This is a genomic window from uncultured Eudoraea sp. (genome assembly GCF_947258925.1).
Lineage (GTDB): Bacteria > Bacteroidota > Bacteroidia > Flavobacteriales > Flavobacteriaceae > Eudoraea.
The window spans coordinates 1-16,489 of sequence record NZ_CAMYKG010000055.1; the positions used below are offsets into that span (position 1 = coordinate 1).

Below are 16,489 nucleotides of genomic sequence, written 5' to 3' on the forward strand. Positions count from 1 at the left end.
CGTCATAATTTTTATTTAATTAATTAAACATATACTTCTAACGCCCATTGCGCACCTGGATGTCCCTGAGTGCTAAGATCACTGGTTTCACTGCATAAACTCCTCATAATACATGATAATATTATAAGTTTGATAGGGCAGGCAAAATATTATTCATGCCATGAAATAGGCAAGCATATATAAACCCGTATTTAATCCTTATATAACCGCTCATGATAGCGGATACTACCTGAGGAAATGTTAGTAATGGAAAAAACAAGAATTTGCTAAGCGTTAATTCTGTAAAATCTAAATGGAGCAATGCAAAAATTATTATAGAAAAATAATAGATCCATCTGAAATTTGCATCCCAAAAACTTGAAAAATTTGTCGAATACCTTTTAGATATAAAATAAGTAAATACGGCTATTAGAACTGAAGTGATTATTCTAACCCATAAATGTTCTTCGATATCCAGATGTCCTACTCCGTAACCCAATCTGGAGATAAGGATATAGGAAAGAAGTAAAATAGAAATTGATAAATATATTGGCTTAAAGACAAGTGACAATCTCAATGTGGACTCTTCCAGAAGAGGCCCAACAATCAAAGCATACAACATAAAATTCAGTGGTGACATCATTTCCCTGATTTTAACCGCAGGAGGACTGTCTAAATCAATTGATATGATAAATATTATTGTGACCCATAGTATGAGTAAAAATAAATGGATCAAATAAAATGTAAGAATAGCGCTGAGATTCTTTATTGAATCGTAAGATCTGGTCAGCTTATTATCCGGGTTTTTTACGAAATTCAATATTATTATTACTTTCCGAAGTACAATTTCCTTAAAAGAGATTTTTTCTTGATTATTCATAATCAGAGGTTATTACTAATATTCTTTTATCCTTGTTAAATTTAAGATTTCGCTGATTTTAATATAATTAATATTTACAAAGAGGATAAGGATTGAATTGTAAAAAGTCACTCCAATAACCGGAGTGACTTTTAGAGTCATAGATCTTGTTAACCGTGAACAAGACCAAAAACCCAATCTACAATATTACCAAAGGTCTGGACTCCATGTCTGATATGATTGCCAACTGCATGGCCAAAACCATAGTCTTTTTTAGTGCCGCCATTGATTGCCTTTACTTCATTTATATTTAAATGTTTTAATTCCATTATTTTTAAATTTAAATAGTTATTTAATTCCACTTTTCAGTGCCTTTCTACACCATTAATTCCATCCCAAAAACCGTGGGCAAAATCGAGGCCTCTCCCCGCCATATCGCCGGCCATAAAAGCCAATAATTCATACCAGGCAGGCTTATAACCGCCAGCTGTATTTTTCAATTCATTTTTATATAAATTTCTCATACTATTTGTGATTTAATTTAATTAGAACAATTCCGTCCCATTTTTAAAACCCCTCCACCAGGCAGATACCGTTCTGCCAACAACTACCGCCGTGTCTGTAATAAACCTTGGTGGCGCCCCGGCAAATCCCCCCTGTATATTATTTATTTCATATAAACTCAATTCTTTTAAATTTTCCATCTTATTTAATTTTAATTACACATTATGTTAATAACCCTCCATTGCGCACCTGGATGATATGTTACCAGCTAAATTCATGCTTTTCTCCGCACAACCCTTGCATGATAACTTATTTAATTTTTTTGAGTAGTGGGATTTAACCAATCGTCCATTTTATCATAAAGCAATTGAAACAGCGTTCGTCTGTTTAATCTAAAATTCGCATTAAGCGACATCCCCTTTTTAAGGTTTCCTCTAAAGCCGTTTTTCAGAAAAAGGTATTCCTGGTCCAGGCTACAACGCACCTTAAAGACCCCTTTGCCTTCCAGCATTTCTATGTCGCTGCCTATCTCCTTCACCCTCCCGGATGCCAAGCCCCATTGGTTGTAGTTATAGGCGTCTATCTGAAAATTTGTAGGGGTGTTCTCCCGAATTAGACCAATTTCTGCCGGACTTACATAACACTCTACCAACAGGTCTGTACTAGGGGAAATATGGGCCAGCACCATCCCGGAAGCAACATAACTCCCCGCCTCTAACTGATTTACATCAAACAAGGTGCCGCTAACGGGGGCGGTAATTACAGCCCGACTTTTATTTTGCACAAGCTGTTCTTTGCCGGCTTGCAACTCGTTTAGGGTGTTGTTGTACTGCGAAAGATCTGCCTGCCATGAATTTTGTTGTTGCTTTCTATGCTGTACCATTTCAGCCAGGGCCAGGTCCAGTTCAAATTTATAATCCTCATATTCTACCCTGGCTACCACCCCTTTTTTATACAAAAGTTGATAGCGTTCATAATCTTGCCTGGTCTTGTTTACCCTAATTTGAAGTGACCGTAGTTTTTGGCGGTAGTGCAGATACCCCTTTTGGTATTTGGGTGAAGCAAGCTCAGTAATTTGTATCCTTTTCTGATGCAAAAGCAGGCTAAGGTCTTTAATATAAGAAAGGGTTTCCCGGGTTTTAAAGGCCGCAAGTTGAAGCTCCTGCTCTGCCGCCTCGTTATTCAGGACGACCAGGGTATCGCCTTTTGCCACAAGCTTATTGGCTGCCAAATGGCTAAAAAGTACTCGCCCGGAACTAATAAGGCTGATGCCCACGCGTTCCTTATTGGGTTTAATAATCCCCCTGGCCGTGGATACCACATCTACTTTTATAAAAGGCAATACCATAAAAGCAGCTATAAGCAGAAGCAGGATGATACCATATATGCTTTTACTTTTTGTACTGTGCTTAAACTGGTGTACTTCGGCAGTATTTTCAAGGATTTCTTTGGGAAAAACCTGTTTCATTATACAAAAAAATGATTACCATTAGTGGAAATGCTGTTAGCTGCCCAAGATATTTGGGCCGGCTGCAAAAGCGCTGCAACGTATTAAGATCCTCTATTGTTGTTTGCAGGTCCTATAGGGATATAGTACCCCTGAAAAGTAATTGAAAGCAGGGACTAGGTTGTAGTAAAACCATAAAAAAGTTATGGTTTTTATATAAACCATTTTTTGGAAATAGCAATACATTTAGGTGGTGGTTAAATTTGGATAAAACCGGGACTAAAGGTGTACTTATCAGGAGCTGTGCCAAATTGGAGATAAAATTCATGGGAAAAGTTTTAATTCTGCTTTCAATCATTGTTTTTGGGTGTAAAACCGAAAATAAATCTGATTGTAATTATATAACTGATTATTACCCAACTGTCTACAAAGCGGATTTGGAATTTGAAACAAAGAATTATGAAAAAGCCTTTGAATTATATCAAGATGTTTTTAAATCCTGCGAGGCAAAAAACACTGCCGCTTTTAATGAAATTGGAAAATTTACCGAAAGTTCGGCGATTTTAAAAAAGTTCGACATTACTTATGACTATGCTAAAAAACAGGTTCTAAATGGTGTTGAATTAAACAGGTTTCAGAATAACGGTAATTTTAGTGAATTTCTAGTATCTGATTTTGGACAGAAATTCATTTCTGAATATGAAAATCTAAGAAAAGAATTTGAAGCAAAAGCTGACTTTAAACTTCGAGACGAATTGATCTCAATGCATACTGCTGACCAAATGTATAGAAATAGCAATTATCAAGAAAATATTGTTAAACAGGACAGCATCGATAAACTTCACGAGGAGAGACTGGTTGAGATTTTTGAAACTATTGGCTATCCATCAGAAAAAATTGTAGGACAGCGCACAAGAGAATACGCATTTGACGTTGGAACTTTATTACTGCATACAGACGACAGTATTCGAATGAAATACTTTGTACCGAAAGTCAAAGAGTTTGTAAAAAACGGAAGTGCGTCACCGCGAACTCTGGGAACATTAATTGACCAGTACTATTTATACAACGGTGAACCACAGATTTATGGAACTTATGGTGCTCAAGGTGGAAGTTATGCTAATATGATTGAGGACTTAGAAAAGGTTGATAGTAACCGAATTTCGATAGGGTTAGCGCCATTGAAATTAAAAGAAAAAAAGGACAGTATTTTCCGAACCAATTCATATGAATAGAATATTATTCCTGATCTTTTTAGTATCGATTTTTAGCTGAAATTTATGAAAGCGACCAAAATGGCCGAAAAAAAGAAAACATAAACTGGCAAAAAGTAAGTAAAAGAGATAGTTTGAGAAGAATAAGAGTAAATGAACTTTTAGATTCCAATAAAATTAAAACTGCAACTGATCTTAAAAACGCTGCAATGGTTTTTCAGCATGGAAACGATTCATCTGATTATGGAAAAGCTGTTGGATTAATGAAAAAGGCCATTGAATTAGATTCGACTACCAACAAATGGCTTCTTGCTGCTACAACAGACAGGTATTTATTAAGTAAAGGCGAAGCACAAATCTATGGAACACAATACCGTAAGAAGGCAGATGAACCTTGGAAACTTGCTGAGATAGACACTACGAAAATATCAGATGCCGAACGAATTAAATATGGAGTGGAAACATTGGCTGAACAAAGACAAAAAGTTAAAGAAATGAATAGTGAAAATCAAGGACAAGAACACTAAAAACAACTGTGTACAAAAATAGCTAAAAGTAATACCCCGGAGGTGGACGGTTGGTCTCCCCACAGATACGATAATATTATAGTTATAGCCGTTGTAGAAAATTGTAAACATTATTGAACCATGAAAAAAATTACTGTCACTTTAGCTTTGATTTTTAGTTGTATCTCAGTTGCTCAAAAACCGAATATAATAGATGTCTATCATTCAAAATCTGAACAACCACTGGTGGTTATCAATGGTGATATTATAGCGGGTGTAGAAGTTCTAAAACAAGTACAAGCTGATGATCAGATACAGTTGGTTATCTCAAAAGATGACGAATTGAGTCCAAAAAATCTTTTCCCCCTAGACAAAAAATCAAATGGGATTATTTATGCGGATTTAAAAGTTGACCTTGAGGTTAAAACCCAGGTGGAACTAAACTCATTTTTCGGGTTAGATCCTGATAGTGATATTTATATTAATGGCTATCTTTTAGAAGATAAAGAACAAAAAATTTCAACAAGAAGTATAAAAAAAATAGAATTAAGAGTGGCAGATGGATTACTGCTAAAATCGAGCTCTTTGAATATTACTATTGAGTAAATTCAATAAGCAATTAATAAAACGTTGTCAAGCAACGCCTATAAACATCTAAAGGCACAAAAGTTCTTGATACCTGGAACGGAATAAATTTAAAGACAATACCATTAATATAAATAGCACTAAATGAAATATGAAATTATTCTTTTGCTTTCCATATTCTTTCTAAATTCTTCTGCTTATACCCAAGATTCAACACTGTTTAATAATAATTATGAAAAAGACATCATACAAAGAAGAGATGGCATAAGATTCATAACTCCTAAAAATGGGATTAACAAAACCAATCCAAAATTTGGAATCGAAAGAGACCCCACTTTTAGAAAATGCAGGAAAATTGAAAGCGCTGAAGGACGAAGTAAGTGTTTTGGTAAAATCCTTTATGGACATCTGAGAAATACCATTGAAATTGATCGCCGACTGGATGGGAATCCAGCCGTAATGTTGGTTGTGCAGTTCACAATTTCAAAAACCGGAGAAATAAAGGACATTAAATTTCTAAAAAGTAATGACAAAACAGGAAGATACGAAAAGAAGATGATCAATTCAATTAACCAATTACCCCGTTTGGAACCGGGAATTAAAAAAGGTAACCCTGCAGATATTCCTTTTACCTTTTCAATGAAGTTTGGGTAAACAAAGTAAATAGGGTAACATTTATAATGGTGGGCGAGCATTTAAATAAAGTAGAGATATGAAAATAAAATTTAAAAAGAAAATACTACGCGTGAATTTAATTCTCGGATTAGTTTGGATTGTACTCGGAACTTTAAGCATCGTAACAAATGATGAACTTCGTTGGACTGATTACGGATATTTGGTCATCGGAATTTTGTACGTTGGACATTACTTGTATGATTTAACAAATCAATATCTGACTATCGAAAACGGAGCAATTCGAAAAAATGGACTTTATGGATTCAGAAAAAAAATAATCCTGAATGAAATAAATTGGATTAAAAAATTTGCCGGAGATTATACGTTGAAAACAGAACAAATGGAATTGAAAATCAATACGGAATTGATTGACAAAGATTCACTAATGGAATTGAATAAAATATTAGCAGAACTAAACTTGCCACCTGAAAAAACACCCTTTCCTAAACCTATATACCAAGACGCTCAAGGCGTGACTAAATAATAACCTTGGCAGGTAAGCACTAATTATGAAAAAATTACTAATCGTACTACTACTTCTACTAAGCAATACCGTAAAAGCAGACTATATAACACCTTCGCTAAATGATTTGATTCTGAAAGCAGACAAAATCCTTTATGGTGAAATCCAATGTGTGGATGAATCGGTAATCGAGGTGAAGGTGTACGGTAGTATTAATCATGATTCAGAATCTATCACAATCCTGAAATTCAAGGAATGGAATTGTGGAAAAAGATGGAATGAATACCGGGTAGGACAAACTTCCCTATTTTTCCTCAAATACAGACATGGGGGGTATCGTCCAATGGGAGGAGGAAATGAAGGAGAATTACCTATAGTCCGTAGCAAAGTGTATGTTCATACCAGCAGCATCTCGCCTATGGGGGATACACCTTTATTTGAACGATCCTCTTTGACCATTAAAAATTTTGGATATAACAATCCGTTTGAAGGTTATGTAATGAAACTCAAAGATTTTTGGGAAGCTACCGGTATAATCAAGAAATGCTTTAAATATGACTTAAATACTACTGGCAAGTCAAAGAATATTAAACAACTATGTCCGGGGCATGCGTACGAATCAATTGCTGAACATAACAAGATCTTAAGCTGGGCTTTAACAGAATTAAATATTTAAAAGTCTTTGATTGCGTTAAATTAAAAGGTAAAATACTGAATATGATGATATACCAATGTGAGCTAAGATCATGAGTAAAATCCAGGATATTATAACACTTTTAGTTATTTCAATAAACTGTTTTGGTTTCGCTCAAATTGAAATGGACTCGGCAAACGTTGACCAAATGGATATTCTGAAAATAAGCGTTGACAAAGAGGCTATTTATGAGTTCCAGGGCAAGGAACTTCCGGAGTTTAAGCTAGTAACAATTAACGGGGATATCCTAAATTCGAATTCTCTTAAAGGCAAGCCGACTCTAGTTAATTTTTGGTTTGACAGTTGCGCTCCGTGCATTGAGGAAATGCCCATTTTGAATGAAATAAGGTCTAATCTCATTGATGTCAATTTTATAGCCATTACGTTTCAGGATAAAAATCAGGTTTCAAAATTCCTCGAACGGAAAGAATTCAACTTTATTCATCTTATCGAGGCAAAGGATTATATAAAAAAGTTTGGTTTATTCGGATATCCAAAATCCCTGATACTGGATAAAAATCTTGTTATAGTGGGCATAGAGAAAATGATACCAAAAGACACCTCAAACAAAAAAAAGAATATTGAATTATTTAAGAATAGAATTCTCAAAACGCTGACGGAACTAAAACAACCATAGTTAACATTGACATATATTCAGCTCACATTTCGTTGTTCTATAAAGTTCTTACTTTTTAAGGGTCTATTTTTATAACCAGATAAAACTATGAAAGTTCACTTCCTCCTATTCACTTTACTGATTCCAATTTCTGTTATTTCTCAATACGATTATGACAGTCTAAGTATTAAAGCCATTAATAACCAAAACCCGGAATTATGGGATTATGGGAGGTTTGAAGAGGACAAAAAAATCGCTTCAAAATACAAAACAGAGCCTCTTTCAACAGTTGCATTCCCACTGGAAGATTACTCATTCGGTGTTTTTAGTCGATTGTTTGAATTCAAAATAGGCCCAAATCAGTTCTCAGGAATATCCTTCGGGGAAAATAAAGAAAATAAAAATGGAGAATACGTAAAAAGGAATTATACCACCTTGATTTTTTTCTCAGAAGATTCGATTATTTCAATAGCACATGAAGTTTCCTCCAGAAATAATCCATATGTTACGTTTCAAGGAAGCGCAAAGGCAAACACTAAATATGATTTTGTCGGGATCAAATCACCTGACAACTTTGGTTTCTTAATGATAAGTATGAAAGCCTTTGACCTGAGATTTGGTTCAACCATACTTATATTCCCTAGAACAGATAATTCATTTTTCTATCTTCAGTTAAATGATTCTCCTAAAGATGAGGAGAATCTTGAAAGTTTTGTTAACCGTATAAAAAATTCCAAAAAAATAGGTCAGATGCTCGAGCTACGGGAGGAATAAACATTGACAATAAATCCGCAAGTCATCCTTCACTATCCGAAATTTCTTACGTTTGATAGGCTGGAATTCAGTGACTGATTTTATTAGTTTAAATTCAGGACCAGAATTTTAGCCTGATGTTCATTAATATTGGGTTTTAAAAGATTTTGAAATGTAAAATATTATTTAGATATTTATCTAAATAACTAAATATATGAATTCTCTTTTCAAGGCCCTTAATGACGAAACTCGAAGACAGATTATCGAGTTATTGAAAGAAAGGGATATGAATGCCGGAGAAATTGCTGACCGATTTAGTATATCTAAACCAAGTATTTCACATCATCTTGATATTCTAAAAAGAGCTGACATCATAAGTAGTGAGAAAAAAGGACAATTTGTTCAATACTCGTTGAATACCAGTATTCTGGAAGATTTGATAAACTGGATTCTAACACTAAAAAAATAAACTATGAACTTAAAAAAGGAACTTCCCATTTTGGCCATTGTATCATTGCCTTTTATCTATTTAGCCTATATCTGGAATGAGTTGCCGAGCAAAGTTCCAGTGCATTGGAATATCGAAGGGGAAATAAATAGGTATGGAGATAAATCAGAACTGATACTAATTCCCATTTTATTACCATTACTTATATATGTAATCTTTTCGGTTGTTCCTAAAATTGACCCAAAAAACAAATTGAATAAAATGGGAAATAAACTTCAAACAATAAAGTTTTTATTAACAACTGTTATGTCAATATTAGCATTGTTCATTATCTATACAGCAAAAAATCAGTCCTTAAGTAACCCGAATTATATAGTTCTGTTAATTGGAGTTTTATTCATCATTTTTGGAAACTATTTCAAAACAATAAAACCTAACTATTTCATTGGGATAAGAACACCCTGGACATTGGAAAATGAGACGGTTTGGAAAGAAACACATAAACTAGCTGGAAAATTGTGGTTTATTGGCGGAATCCTGGTGGTAGTTTTCAGTTTGACTTTGGACAAAAGCCAAAATTTCAAGATATTTTTGATTATAACAGTTTTGATCACCATTGTACCTATTGTCTATTCATACCTTAAATTTAAAAAGGAAATAAAAACAGCATAGAACAACGGCCATTATTCATACCTTTTACCAATCCCGCTCATAAAAAAATTCCTACATTAGAGTTTAAATAGCAACACGCTGATGATTTCTACATTGTGCGCAACTCGCAGGCCAAAAGGTAAAGGCGTGCCGTCGCCAAAGGCTTTGGCCGCCGGTGACCAAAGCTTTTAGCTCATTTGCCACTTAAACTGGGTCGAAATCATAGCCTTGACGTTGTCACCAATTATGAGAATCCTTTTAGTTTTAATAATGCTCTCTGTTCCACTTTTATCCTTTTCACAGGAAAAAAATGAATGTGATGACCCAACAATGCCATATTGGGCCAATGGAATTAACAGTAGAATTGAGGGAGAAGGTCCGACCCTAAGAAATGCTTTTAAAGACATCCAACTTACCGAGACTAATATTAACCCAAATAATGGATTTATAACATTAAGACTCATTATTTCTAAAACAGGGAAATTCTGCGGCATTGATACATTCCAAATAGACGAAAATTATAAGAATACAGAATTTAATGATGGCGAGTTAATCGAAAAACTTGAAAAAGTAGCTCTTGGATTAAAAAAATGGCATCGGGACGAAGACTATAAAACCTACAATCTTATTAGAATTAAAATAAAAGACGGAAAAATTGAAGAAATTTTTTAAATATCCAGTCATTGGTCTAGTTTCATTATTCCTTTTGACAATTATTGGAATCATGATATGGTGGAATAGCAAATCCGATAGTGGAAAATCCAACAACTTCATCAATGTTCACAATTTCGAGACCTCAATAGAACATAACCAAGATAATAGTAATGCCTGGATGGAACGTTCTGCCCCTATTAATAAGTCTGGAGATTTTGAAAAAGGATTTGAATATTTGAACAAAGCTGTTGAATTAGACCCTACATCGCATTTAGGTTATCGAGGTTGGATAAGATTAAGAAAACTACGAGACTACGACAAAGCCCTTATTGATTTTAACCACCTTGATAGTCTAACTCCAAATGTTGTAGATGCACCTTGGGGAGAAGACATTGACTTTCTAAGAGGAGAATGTTATTTCGGAAAAAAGGATTACAAAAAAGCTATTGAATTATTTAATCGAAATATTAAAAACCAAAAAGAAGATTGGGCAGACATTCACACATTTGTTTATCTCGGACTTTGCGAATATGAGCAAGGAAATTACAAAAAATCAGTTTCGGAATTTCAACGAGCATTAAAACAATCGGAATACGTTCCAGAATCCTATTTTGGAATTGCAAAAGCGTACCAAAAACTTGGACAAATCGATTTAGCGAAAGAAAATTTGAGAAAAGCAGAAAATAGTATGTATTACAAAAGAGATGATATATACAACGAATTTCTTAACGAAATCTACCCGTCTGATTTGATGGAATTTCGACAAAAATTAAACAAAAAATAACCGGTTATAACAACGTTGCAAAACATTTAAAAAAGTTCCTGGAGTTGTTCTAAACGATAAGTTTTATATCCTATATAACAGGAGTAGACATAGTAATTGCGTTTGGACTTTACTCTAAATTATTTTTTATAACTTGACACTTTCCCCTACATATTTAGACAAATAGTAAAACACATTCTGCAAAAAAATTTAAGAATCTAATTTCCAACGCCAAACTAAAATATGAACACAACAGAAGATTTCAAACAATTTGAAGCCCTGGACGAAGAATATTTACCGGTTGCCAAACACAAATTACATGATTGGACCCATTTTGCGGGACTCTATGCTGCCGAGCATGTAGCAGCGACGGAGTTTGTCATCGGGGCCACCTTTGTTGCCTTAGGAGCCAAAACGATGGATATTATCCTGGGCCTTTTAATTGGTAATATTCTGGCCGTACTGAGCTGGCGCTTTATCACTTCACCTATTGCCGTTGAAACGCGTTTGAGCCTCTATACCTATCTGAATAAGATTGCGGGCGACTCCATGACCAAGTTGTACAACTGGGCCAATGTCATCATCTTTTCGGTTATTTCGGCGGCGATGATAACGGTCTCGGCGACGGCGGTTCGTTTTGCTTTTGACATTCCTGCGCAACTCAATTGGTATCCCACCAATGTCTGGTTTATTTTGATCGTATTGGCGGTGGGCATCTTTGTGGTTTCCATTGCGCTCTATGGATTCAATGCCGTTTCTGAATTTTCGGGCCTTTGTGCACCTTGGCTTTTTGTGATGTTTACGAGTGGCGCTATGGTACTGCTCCCCGCTTTGTCCCTGGATGTTTTGGAAAAAACCTTACCGGCAGGATGGACCGATATTATGACCCTCGGTGATCAGCGTATCTGGACAGGCATCAACAGCGATGGCAAACCGGGAATCGGCTTGGTTGAAGTCATCGGCTTTGGTTGGGCCGCCAATACCATCACCCATTTTGGGTTGGTTGATATGGCCCTCTTGCGTTTCGCCAAAAAGAAGAACTACGCATACGCCTCCAGTACCGGTATGATGTTCGGTCACTATGTTGCTTGGATTGCTGCCGGAATCATGGGCGCAGGTGCAGCTGTCATATTAGGGAAATCAATTGTAGAACTCGACCCGGGCGATGTGGCCTATTATGCCCTCGGTTGGTCGGGATTTGTGATTGTGATCGTAGCAGGTTGGACCACAGCGATTACCAATCTATACAGATCAGGTTTGGCCGCACAAGCTATTTTCTTCAACCATTCCCGAAAGCTAACAACGATTGTGGTCGGTGTAGTCACCGTAGTCATCGCCTGTTTCCCCTTTGTGTTTTCACAAATATTGCCGCTACTCACCTATGCCGGGCTACTGGTCGTTCCTGTGGGGGCGATCGTGTTTGCAGAACATCAGCTATTCCCTAGAATTGGCTATACGCGCTACTGGTCTTCATACCGCAAGCTAACCTTTAGTATGCCCGCCGTCGCTTCCTGGGGCTTGGGCCTGGCCTTCGGTTTCGGACTGAATGCCCTGGACGTAATTTCCTTCTTTTACCTGTTTATCCCTACGTGGTTTTTTACCACCGTGGTGTACACCTTGCTCGCTTCCCGTTATGGGGCGAAGCAAAAGTATCCTGTGGAGGCAAAAGAAGAGGAACTACAAAATGAAAATATTGAACGTTTTCAAGAACAGCAAGCAAAGGAGGAGCCGGTGATTTCAAAGGATGTTTCTTTGTTCTCCAAGGGATTAAAATTCGTTGCTATTTCGGCTTTGGTCGCCACGCTGGTCCTGGCTTGTAAGGTGCTATTCGGAAGTGCAACAGAGACCAATTATATCAAAAATCGGGAACTCTTTTACACCTACGCTTTCATCTGTACCATCATTTATTTCGTGTTGGCCTATTGGGCTTTAAAACGCGGAAAAACTTATAACCCGGCTTAGACATGGAAAAACCCATGCAACTCAATCAGGCTAATCTCCAGGAAGTGGGAAGCCGCATACCCGTACCGACCTATGCCCGTACTTCGGATAACATAGAAATCGTACATATCGGCGTCGGCGGATTTCATAGAGCCCACCTGGCATACTACCTACATTTATTGAAAAAAGGCGGCGCGGCCTCCGCGCTTTGCGGAATAGGTTTACGCGAGGCGGACAACAAACTAAGCGATATTTTCAAAACCCAAAATCACCTCTATACCCTGATCGTAAAACACCCCGACGGAAAAATTGAACCCGAGGTCATTGGGTCGATAGTCGATTTTAAAATGGGCACCACGGACCCCGAACCTGTGATCGCCCGTATGGCAGTTGGCGATACAAAGATTGTATCGCTGACGATTACCGAGGGAGGTTACAATTTTAATCCCAATACGGGGGAATTTAATTTTGACAATCCGGACATTCAACACGAGTTGCAGCACCCACAAGACCCGAAAACCGTTTATGGTTTTTTAACCGCAGCTTTGAAAAGACGCCGCGATGCAGGCTTGCCTGCTTTTACCATTTTGGTTTGCGATAATATCGAACACAATGGAGATATGATGCGGAAGATGCTTGGCACTTTTGCCGAGGCGCAAGACCCGGACCTGGCCAATTGGATAGCACAAGAGGTCAGCTTCCCCAATAGCATGGTAGACCGTATTACGCCGGTGACCACTCCAGCGGATATTGAAACCCTGGCGCAAGACTATGGCGTAGCAGATGCCTGGCCCGTGACCTGCGAACCTTTTATACAATGGGTAGTAGAGGATAAATTCTCCAACGGACGTCCTGCCTTTGAAAAGGTCGGGGTGCAATTCGTGCCCGATGTGGGTCCTTATGAGAAAATGAAGTTGCGACTGCTGAATGCCGGGCATTCCGTTTTGGGACTTTTAGGAGCCCTGCACGGCCACCCCACCATCAATGCCTGTGTAGAAGATGAACTCTTCGCGACCTATTTGCGCGCCTTTTTTGACCAAGCCAAATTACCCAAATTTTTGATTGCGACCATCCACGAGAATTTAGAGACAGGTGGAAGTATCAAATTTGCCACCTTGGTTATTGCTGCCTGGTGTTATTATTGTGATAAAGGAATGGATAGACATGGGCATCCAATTGAAATTATCGATGCCATGAGCACCGAACTTCATCAAGCAGCCAAACAAACCAAAACCGACCCACTGGCCTTTATTAAACAAGAATCACTTTTTGGTAATCTTGTTAAAAATGATCGGTTTACAGAGTTGTATACGGAGGCGGTTCACAATATATATAAGGATCCTAATATCAAAAAATATATGAGGGATATGATATCGTAAATTATACTTTTTGAAATGTTAGTTTAAACCATAAGTTTAGCGCATAGGTATGAAAAGAAACGAAACAGAATCTATGGAATACACCCTGGTTCGGGGTGAAATTAAGGCGGGTTATGGTGTTGCCTCTGGTAAAGGCAAGGATGAACGATATCCTGAAGGGACTTTGAAACAACAGTTTCAACATTTTCTTGAACGAGGTCTTGATTTGAGCAACTATTACATGGGTACTATCAATTTAGATATTTCACCTTGCTTCTATGAAATAAAGAAGCCAAAATATTTTCTTAAGAACATAGATTGGTCGGATTATATTCCTCCGGAGAATTTTTATTTTTTTGATGTAACCGTCTATTATAAAGATAAAACTTTTAAAGGATTGGTTTATTTGCCCGATCCCGAAACTAAAGAAGATCATATTCAAAAGCCGACCATGCTCGAATTGATCCTTCCAAAAATAGAGGGCCTGGAATATGGTGTTATGGTAGAAATAGCGCTTAAAAAAGACCAACTTGATATAATCGCCAAGTAACCAATAGAAAACAGAACAGTATGAAATGAGCCCAAGGGTAGAGCGTTAAGAAAATTGTCTGGTAGACATTTTAGTAAGAAGCCAGCTTACGCGCTGTCCGTACCAATCGAGATGTTCAACGGCGAATTACATCTTACCTTTAAAAAAAAATGAAACAAACAGCAATTTTAATATTATCAATTTTAGCAATTACTTGTGGAAGTTGCAATCTGGAAAAATCAAATACTAATTCTAAAGGCGAGAATATAGATCATACCGAAAGTAAAACGGATACTCTGACGAAACATTTAAAGCCATTTAAAGCAGAATTACCAACTATTGGACTATTGATGTATAACGGCGTGCTTCAAAGCGAAGTTATTGCAGCATCGGATGTTTTTGCAAAACCAACGGAAGACGGAAAACAACTATTCAATGTTGTAACTATTGCTGAAACCACAAATCCAATTACAACCGAAGAAGGAATAAGACTGATACCCGATTATTCTTTTAAGGACAGTCCAAAATTGGAAGTGCTTTTTGTGCCAAGTGCCTATGATATGTATTCGCAAGTTCACAACAGCAAAATAATAGAGTTTATAAAAAACAAAAATAAAGAAGCCAAATATGTGGTGAGCAATTGTGCTGGTGCTCAATTAATTGGAGAATCGGGAATTGCAGACGGGAAGAAAATTGTCACATGGATAGGAGGAGGAGAGCAATTACAAAAAGATTATCCAAATTTAAAAGTGCAAGATGATAGTGTGGTAACTTTTGTAGAAGACGGGAAATTTAGTTCATCAAACGGAAATTTAGCGAGTTATATTTCTGCTTTAAACTTATTGGAAAAGATGACGAGCAATGAGCATAGAAAATTTGTAGAATCCTATCTTTATCTTGACAGATTACAGAATTGGAAAAAATAATAATACTGTACCCAACAATGTCTAAAACGGCCATGCCACCAATACGGGATGGCGCGTCGTTTGTGCCAGCCGTTAGCTACGAGCAAAAAAAATGAAAGTATTTTTTAAAGAAGAACAGAAATTCACGCAATGGTGGTTATGGCTAATCTTAATTGGCGTTGGCCTGCTACCAATTTATGGAATGTATAAACAACTCATCTTAGGTGAGCAGTTTGGAGATAACCCAATGTCTGACCCTGGGCTGATTATTTTTGCCGTATTTGTATTTGGCATAATTGCATTGTTTTGGTTTATGCAGCTCAAAACAAGAATCGACGAACGGGAAATACGAATAAATTTCTTCCCTTTTGTACATAAAAATGTAAAGTGGAATGATATTAAAAGTGCCAAAATTGTGAATTACGGCTTTGTAGGCGGTTGGGGAATACACCTTTGGACGCAGTATGGAACTGTTTACAATATAAAAGGAAACAAAGGGCTTGCAATTGAACTAAAAAATGGAAAGAAGTTTCTATTAGGAACTCAAAAAGAAAATGAACTGTCTGAAGTAATTAAAAAAGCCAGTAGGTAACAACGGTTATAATTCATCCATATTGACTACCATGCTCATAAAATATTTCCTACATTAGAGTCTATAAATCAATACCTTGAAATGCACTTTAAACCATGTTTCTAAAGAAAGTTTTTACGATTTTATTTCTTTTCAGTGCTCTATGTGCTTCCTCGCAGTCGGACAGCACAGTAGGTGAATACTTTATAAAGCTGGGAGGGGAAGAACATCTAATTGAATACACCTTGACAATGCGTGAGGACGGAACATTTACTTTTCATTTCCTCAGGGACCATAAAGCCGGTATTCCCGAAATAACTAATCAATATGGAAAAGGAACCTGGAGTATGGATGGGAAAGTTGTTTCTTTTTTT

General features: G+C 36.8%; 23 protein-coding genes. 18 read left to right on the forward strand and 5 right to left on the reverse strand.

Features of this window, described 5'->3' with window-relative positions:
• Positions 1 to 121: 121 nt before the first annotated feature.
• The 5 genes from Q0X77_RS14575 to Q0X77_RS14595 form a co-directional block, all read right to left on the reverse strand.
• On the reverse strand, positions 122 to 859 hold the full coding sequence (locus Q0X77_RS14575; protein WP_297798558.1) for a hypothetical protein: 738 nt from the start codon (positions 857 to 859) through the stop codon (positions 122 to 124).
• A gap of 149 nt (positions 860 to 1,008) precedes the next feature.
• Entirely contained in the window at positions 1,009 to 1,167 is a 159-nt protein-coding gene (locus Q0X77_RS14580) for a hypothetical protein (RefSeq protein ID WP_297798559.1), read from the reverse strand.
• Between the two features lie 36 nt (positions 1,168 to 1,203).
• A complete protein-coding gene (locus Q0X77_RS14585; protein ID WP_297798560.1) occupies positions 1,204 to 1,362 on the reverse strand; it encodes a hypothetical protein in 159 nt (52 codons plus the stop codon).
• A 21-nt stretch (positions 1,363 to 1,383) separates the two neighbouring features.
• Positions 1,384 to 1,542 (reverse strand): hypothetical protein, encoded by a 159-nt coding sequence (locus tag Q0X77_RS14590; protein ID WP_297798561.1) that lies wholly within the window; start codon positions 1,540 to 1,542, stop codon positions 1,384 to 1,386.
• 113 nt (positions 1,543 to 1,655) lie between these two features.
• The gene (locus Q0X77_RS14595; RefSeq protein WP_297798562.1) at positions 1,656 to 2,810 is read right to left on the reverse strand and encodes an HlyD family efflux transporter periplasmic adaptor subunit; all 1,155 of its coding nucleotides are present in this window, start codon (positions 2,808 to 2,810) and stop codon (positions 1,656 to 1,658) included.
• Positions 2,811 to 3,115: 305 nt separating this feature from the next.
• Here Q0X77_RS14595 and Q0X77_RS14600 point away from each other — a divergent pair, with 305 nt between their 5' ends.
• From Q0X77_RS14600 to Q0X77_RS14685, 18 genes are all read left to right on the forward strand, one after another.
• Positions 3,116 to 4,024 (forward strand): hypothetical protein, encoded by a 909-nt coding sequence (locus tag Q0X77_RS14600; protein WP_297798563.1) that lies wholly within the window; start codon positions 3,116 to 3,118, stop codon positions 4,022 to 4,024.
• A 113-nt stretch (positions 4,025 to 4,137) separates the two neighbouring features.
• The gene (locus Q0X77_RS14605) at positions 4,138 to 4,530 is read left to right on the forward strand and encodes a hypothetical protein (RefSeq protein ID WP_297798564.1); all 393 of its coding nucleotides are present in this window, start codon (positions 4,138 to 4,140) and stop codon (positions 4,528 to 4,530) included.
• 120 nt (positions 4,531 to 4,650) lie between these two features.
• On the forward strand, positions 4,651 to 5,115 hold the full coding sequence (locus Q0X77_RS14610; RefSeq protein WP_297798565.1) for a hypothetical protein: 465 nt from the start codon (positions 4,651 to 4,653) through the stop codon (positions 5,113 to 5,115).
• A 123-nt stretch (positions 5,116 to 5,238) separates the two neighbouring features.
• Positions 5,239 to 5,748 (forward strand): hypothetical protein, encoded by a 510-nt coding sequence (locus tag Q0X77_RS14615; protein ID WP_297798566.1) that lies wholly within the window; start codon positions 5,239 to 5,241, stop codon positions 5,746 to 5,748.
• A 58-nt stretch (positions 5,749 to 5,806) separates the two neighbouring features.
• On the forward strand, positions 5,807 to 6,253 hold the full coding sequence (locus tag Q0X77_RS14620; RefSeq protein ID WP_297798567.1) for a hypothetical protein: 447 nt from the start codon (positions 5,807 to 5,809) through the stop codon (positions 6,251 to 6,253).
• A gap of 25 nt (positions 6,254 to 6,278) precedes the next feature.
• Positions 6,279 to 6,908, forward strand: coding sequence for a hypothetical protein (locus Q0X77_RS14625; protein WP_297798568.1), 630 nt, complete (start codon positions 6,279 to 6,281; stop codon positions 6,906 to 6,908).
• 70 nt (positions 6,909 to 6,978) lie between these two features.
• A complete protein-coding gene (locus tag Q0X77_RS14630; protein WP_297798569.1) occupies positions 6,979 to 7,563 on the forward strand; it encodes a TlpA disulfide reductase family protein in 585 nt (194 codons plus the stop codon).
• 87 nt (positions 7,564 to 7,650) lie between these two features.
• The gene (locus Q0X77_RS14635; RefSeq protein ID WP_297798570.1) at positions 7,651 to 8,316 is read left to right on the forward strand and encodes a hypothetical protein; all 666 of its coding nucleotides are present in this window, start codon (positions 7,651 to 7,653) and stop codon (positions 8,314 to 8,316) included.
• Between the two features lie 193 nt (positions 8,317 to 8,509).
• Positions 8,510 to 8,764, forward strand: a complete 255-nt coding sequence (locus Q0X77_RS14640) for an autorepressor SdpR family transcription factor (protein WP_297798571.1) — start codon at positions 8,510 to 8,512, stop codon at positions 8,762 to 8,764.
• Between the two features lie 3 nt (positions 8,765 to 8,767).
• The gene (locus tag Q0X77_RS14645; RefSeq protein ID WP_297798572.1) at positions 8,768 to 9,415 is read left to right on the forward strand and encodes an SdpI family protein; all 648 of its coding nucleotides are present in this window, start codon (positions 8,768 to 8,770) and stop codon (positions 9,413 to 9,415) included.
• A 225-nt stretch (positions 9,416 to 9,640) separates the two neighbouring features.
• Positions 9,641 to 10,066, forward strand: coding sequence for a hypothetical protein (locus tag Q0X77_RS14650; protein WP_297798573.1), 426 nt, complete (start codon positions 9,641 to 9,643; stop codon positions 10,064 to 10,066).
• Positions 10,050 to 10,832 (forward strand): tetratricopeptide repeat protein, encoded by a 783-nt coding sequence (locus Q0X77_RS14655; protein ID WP_297798574.1) that lies wholly within the window; start codon positions 10,050 to 10,052, stop codon positions 10,830 to 10,832. The genes Q0X77_RS14650 and Q0X77_RS14655 overlap by 17 nt, the downstream gene beginning before the upstream one ends.
• 222 nt (positions 10,833 to 11,054) lie before the next feature.
• Positions 11,055 to 12,773: a hypothetical protein gene (locus Q0X77_RS14660; protein WP_297798575.1), complete on the forward strand. Its 1,719-nt coding sequence runs from the start codon at positions 11,055 to 11,057 to the stop codon at positions 12,771 to 12,773.
• 2 nt (positions 12,774 to 12,775) lie between these two features.
• Entirely contained in the window at positions 12,776 to 14,131 is a 1,356-nt protein-coding gene (locus tag Q0X77_RS14665; protein WP_297798576.1) for a mannitol dehydrogenase family protein, read from the forward strand.
• 49 nt (positions 14,132 to 14,180) lie between these two features.
• Positions 14,181 to 14,660, forward strand: a complete 480-nt coding sequence (locus tag Q0X77_RS14670; RefSeq protein WP_297798577.1) for a hypothetical protein — start codon at positions 14,181 to 14,183, stop codon at positions 14,658 to 14,660.
• Positions 14,661 to 14,809: 149 nt separating this feature from the next.
• Positions 14,810 to 15,565, forward strand: coding sequence for a DJ-1/PfpI family protein (locus tag Q0X77_RS14675; protein WP_297798578.1), 756 nt, complete (start codon positions 14,810 to 14,812; stop codon positions 15,563 to 15,565).
• Positions 15,566 to 15,656: 91 nt separating this feature from the next.
• A complete protein-coding gene (locus Q0X77_RS14680; protein WP_297798579.1) occupies positions 15,657 to 16,136 on the forward strand; it encodes a hypothetical protein in 480 nt (159 codons plus the stop codon).
• A 95-nt stretch (positions 16,137 to 16,231) separates the two neighbouring features.
• A partial coding sequence (locus tag Q0X77_RS14685; RefSeq protein WP_297798580.1) for a hypothetical protein occupies positions 16,232 to 16,489 on the forward strand: 258 nt, incomplete at its 3' end.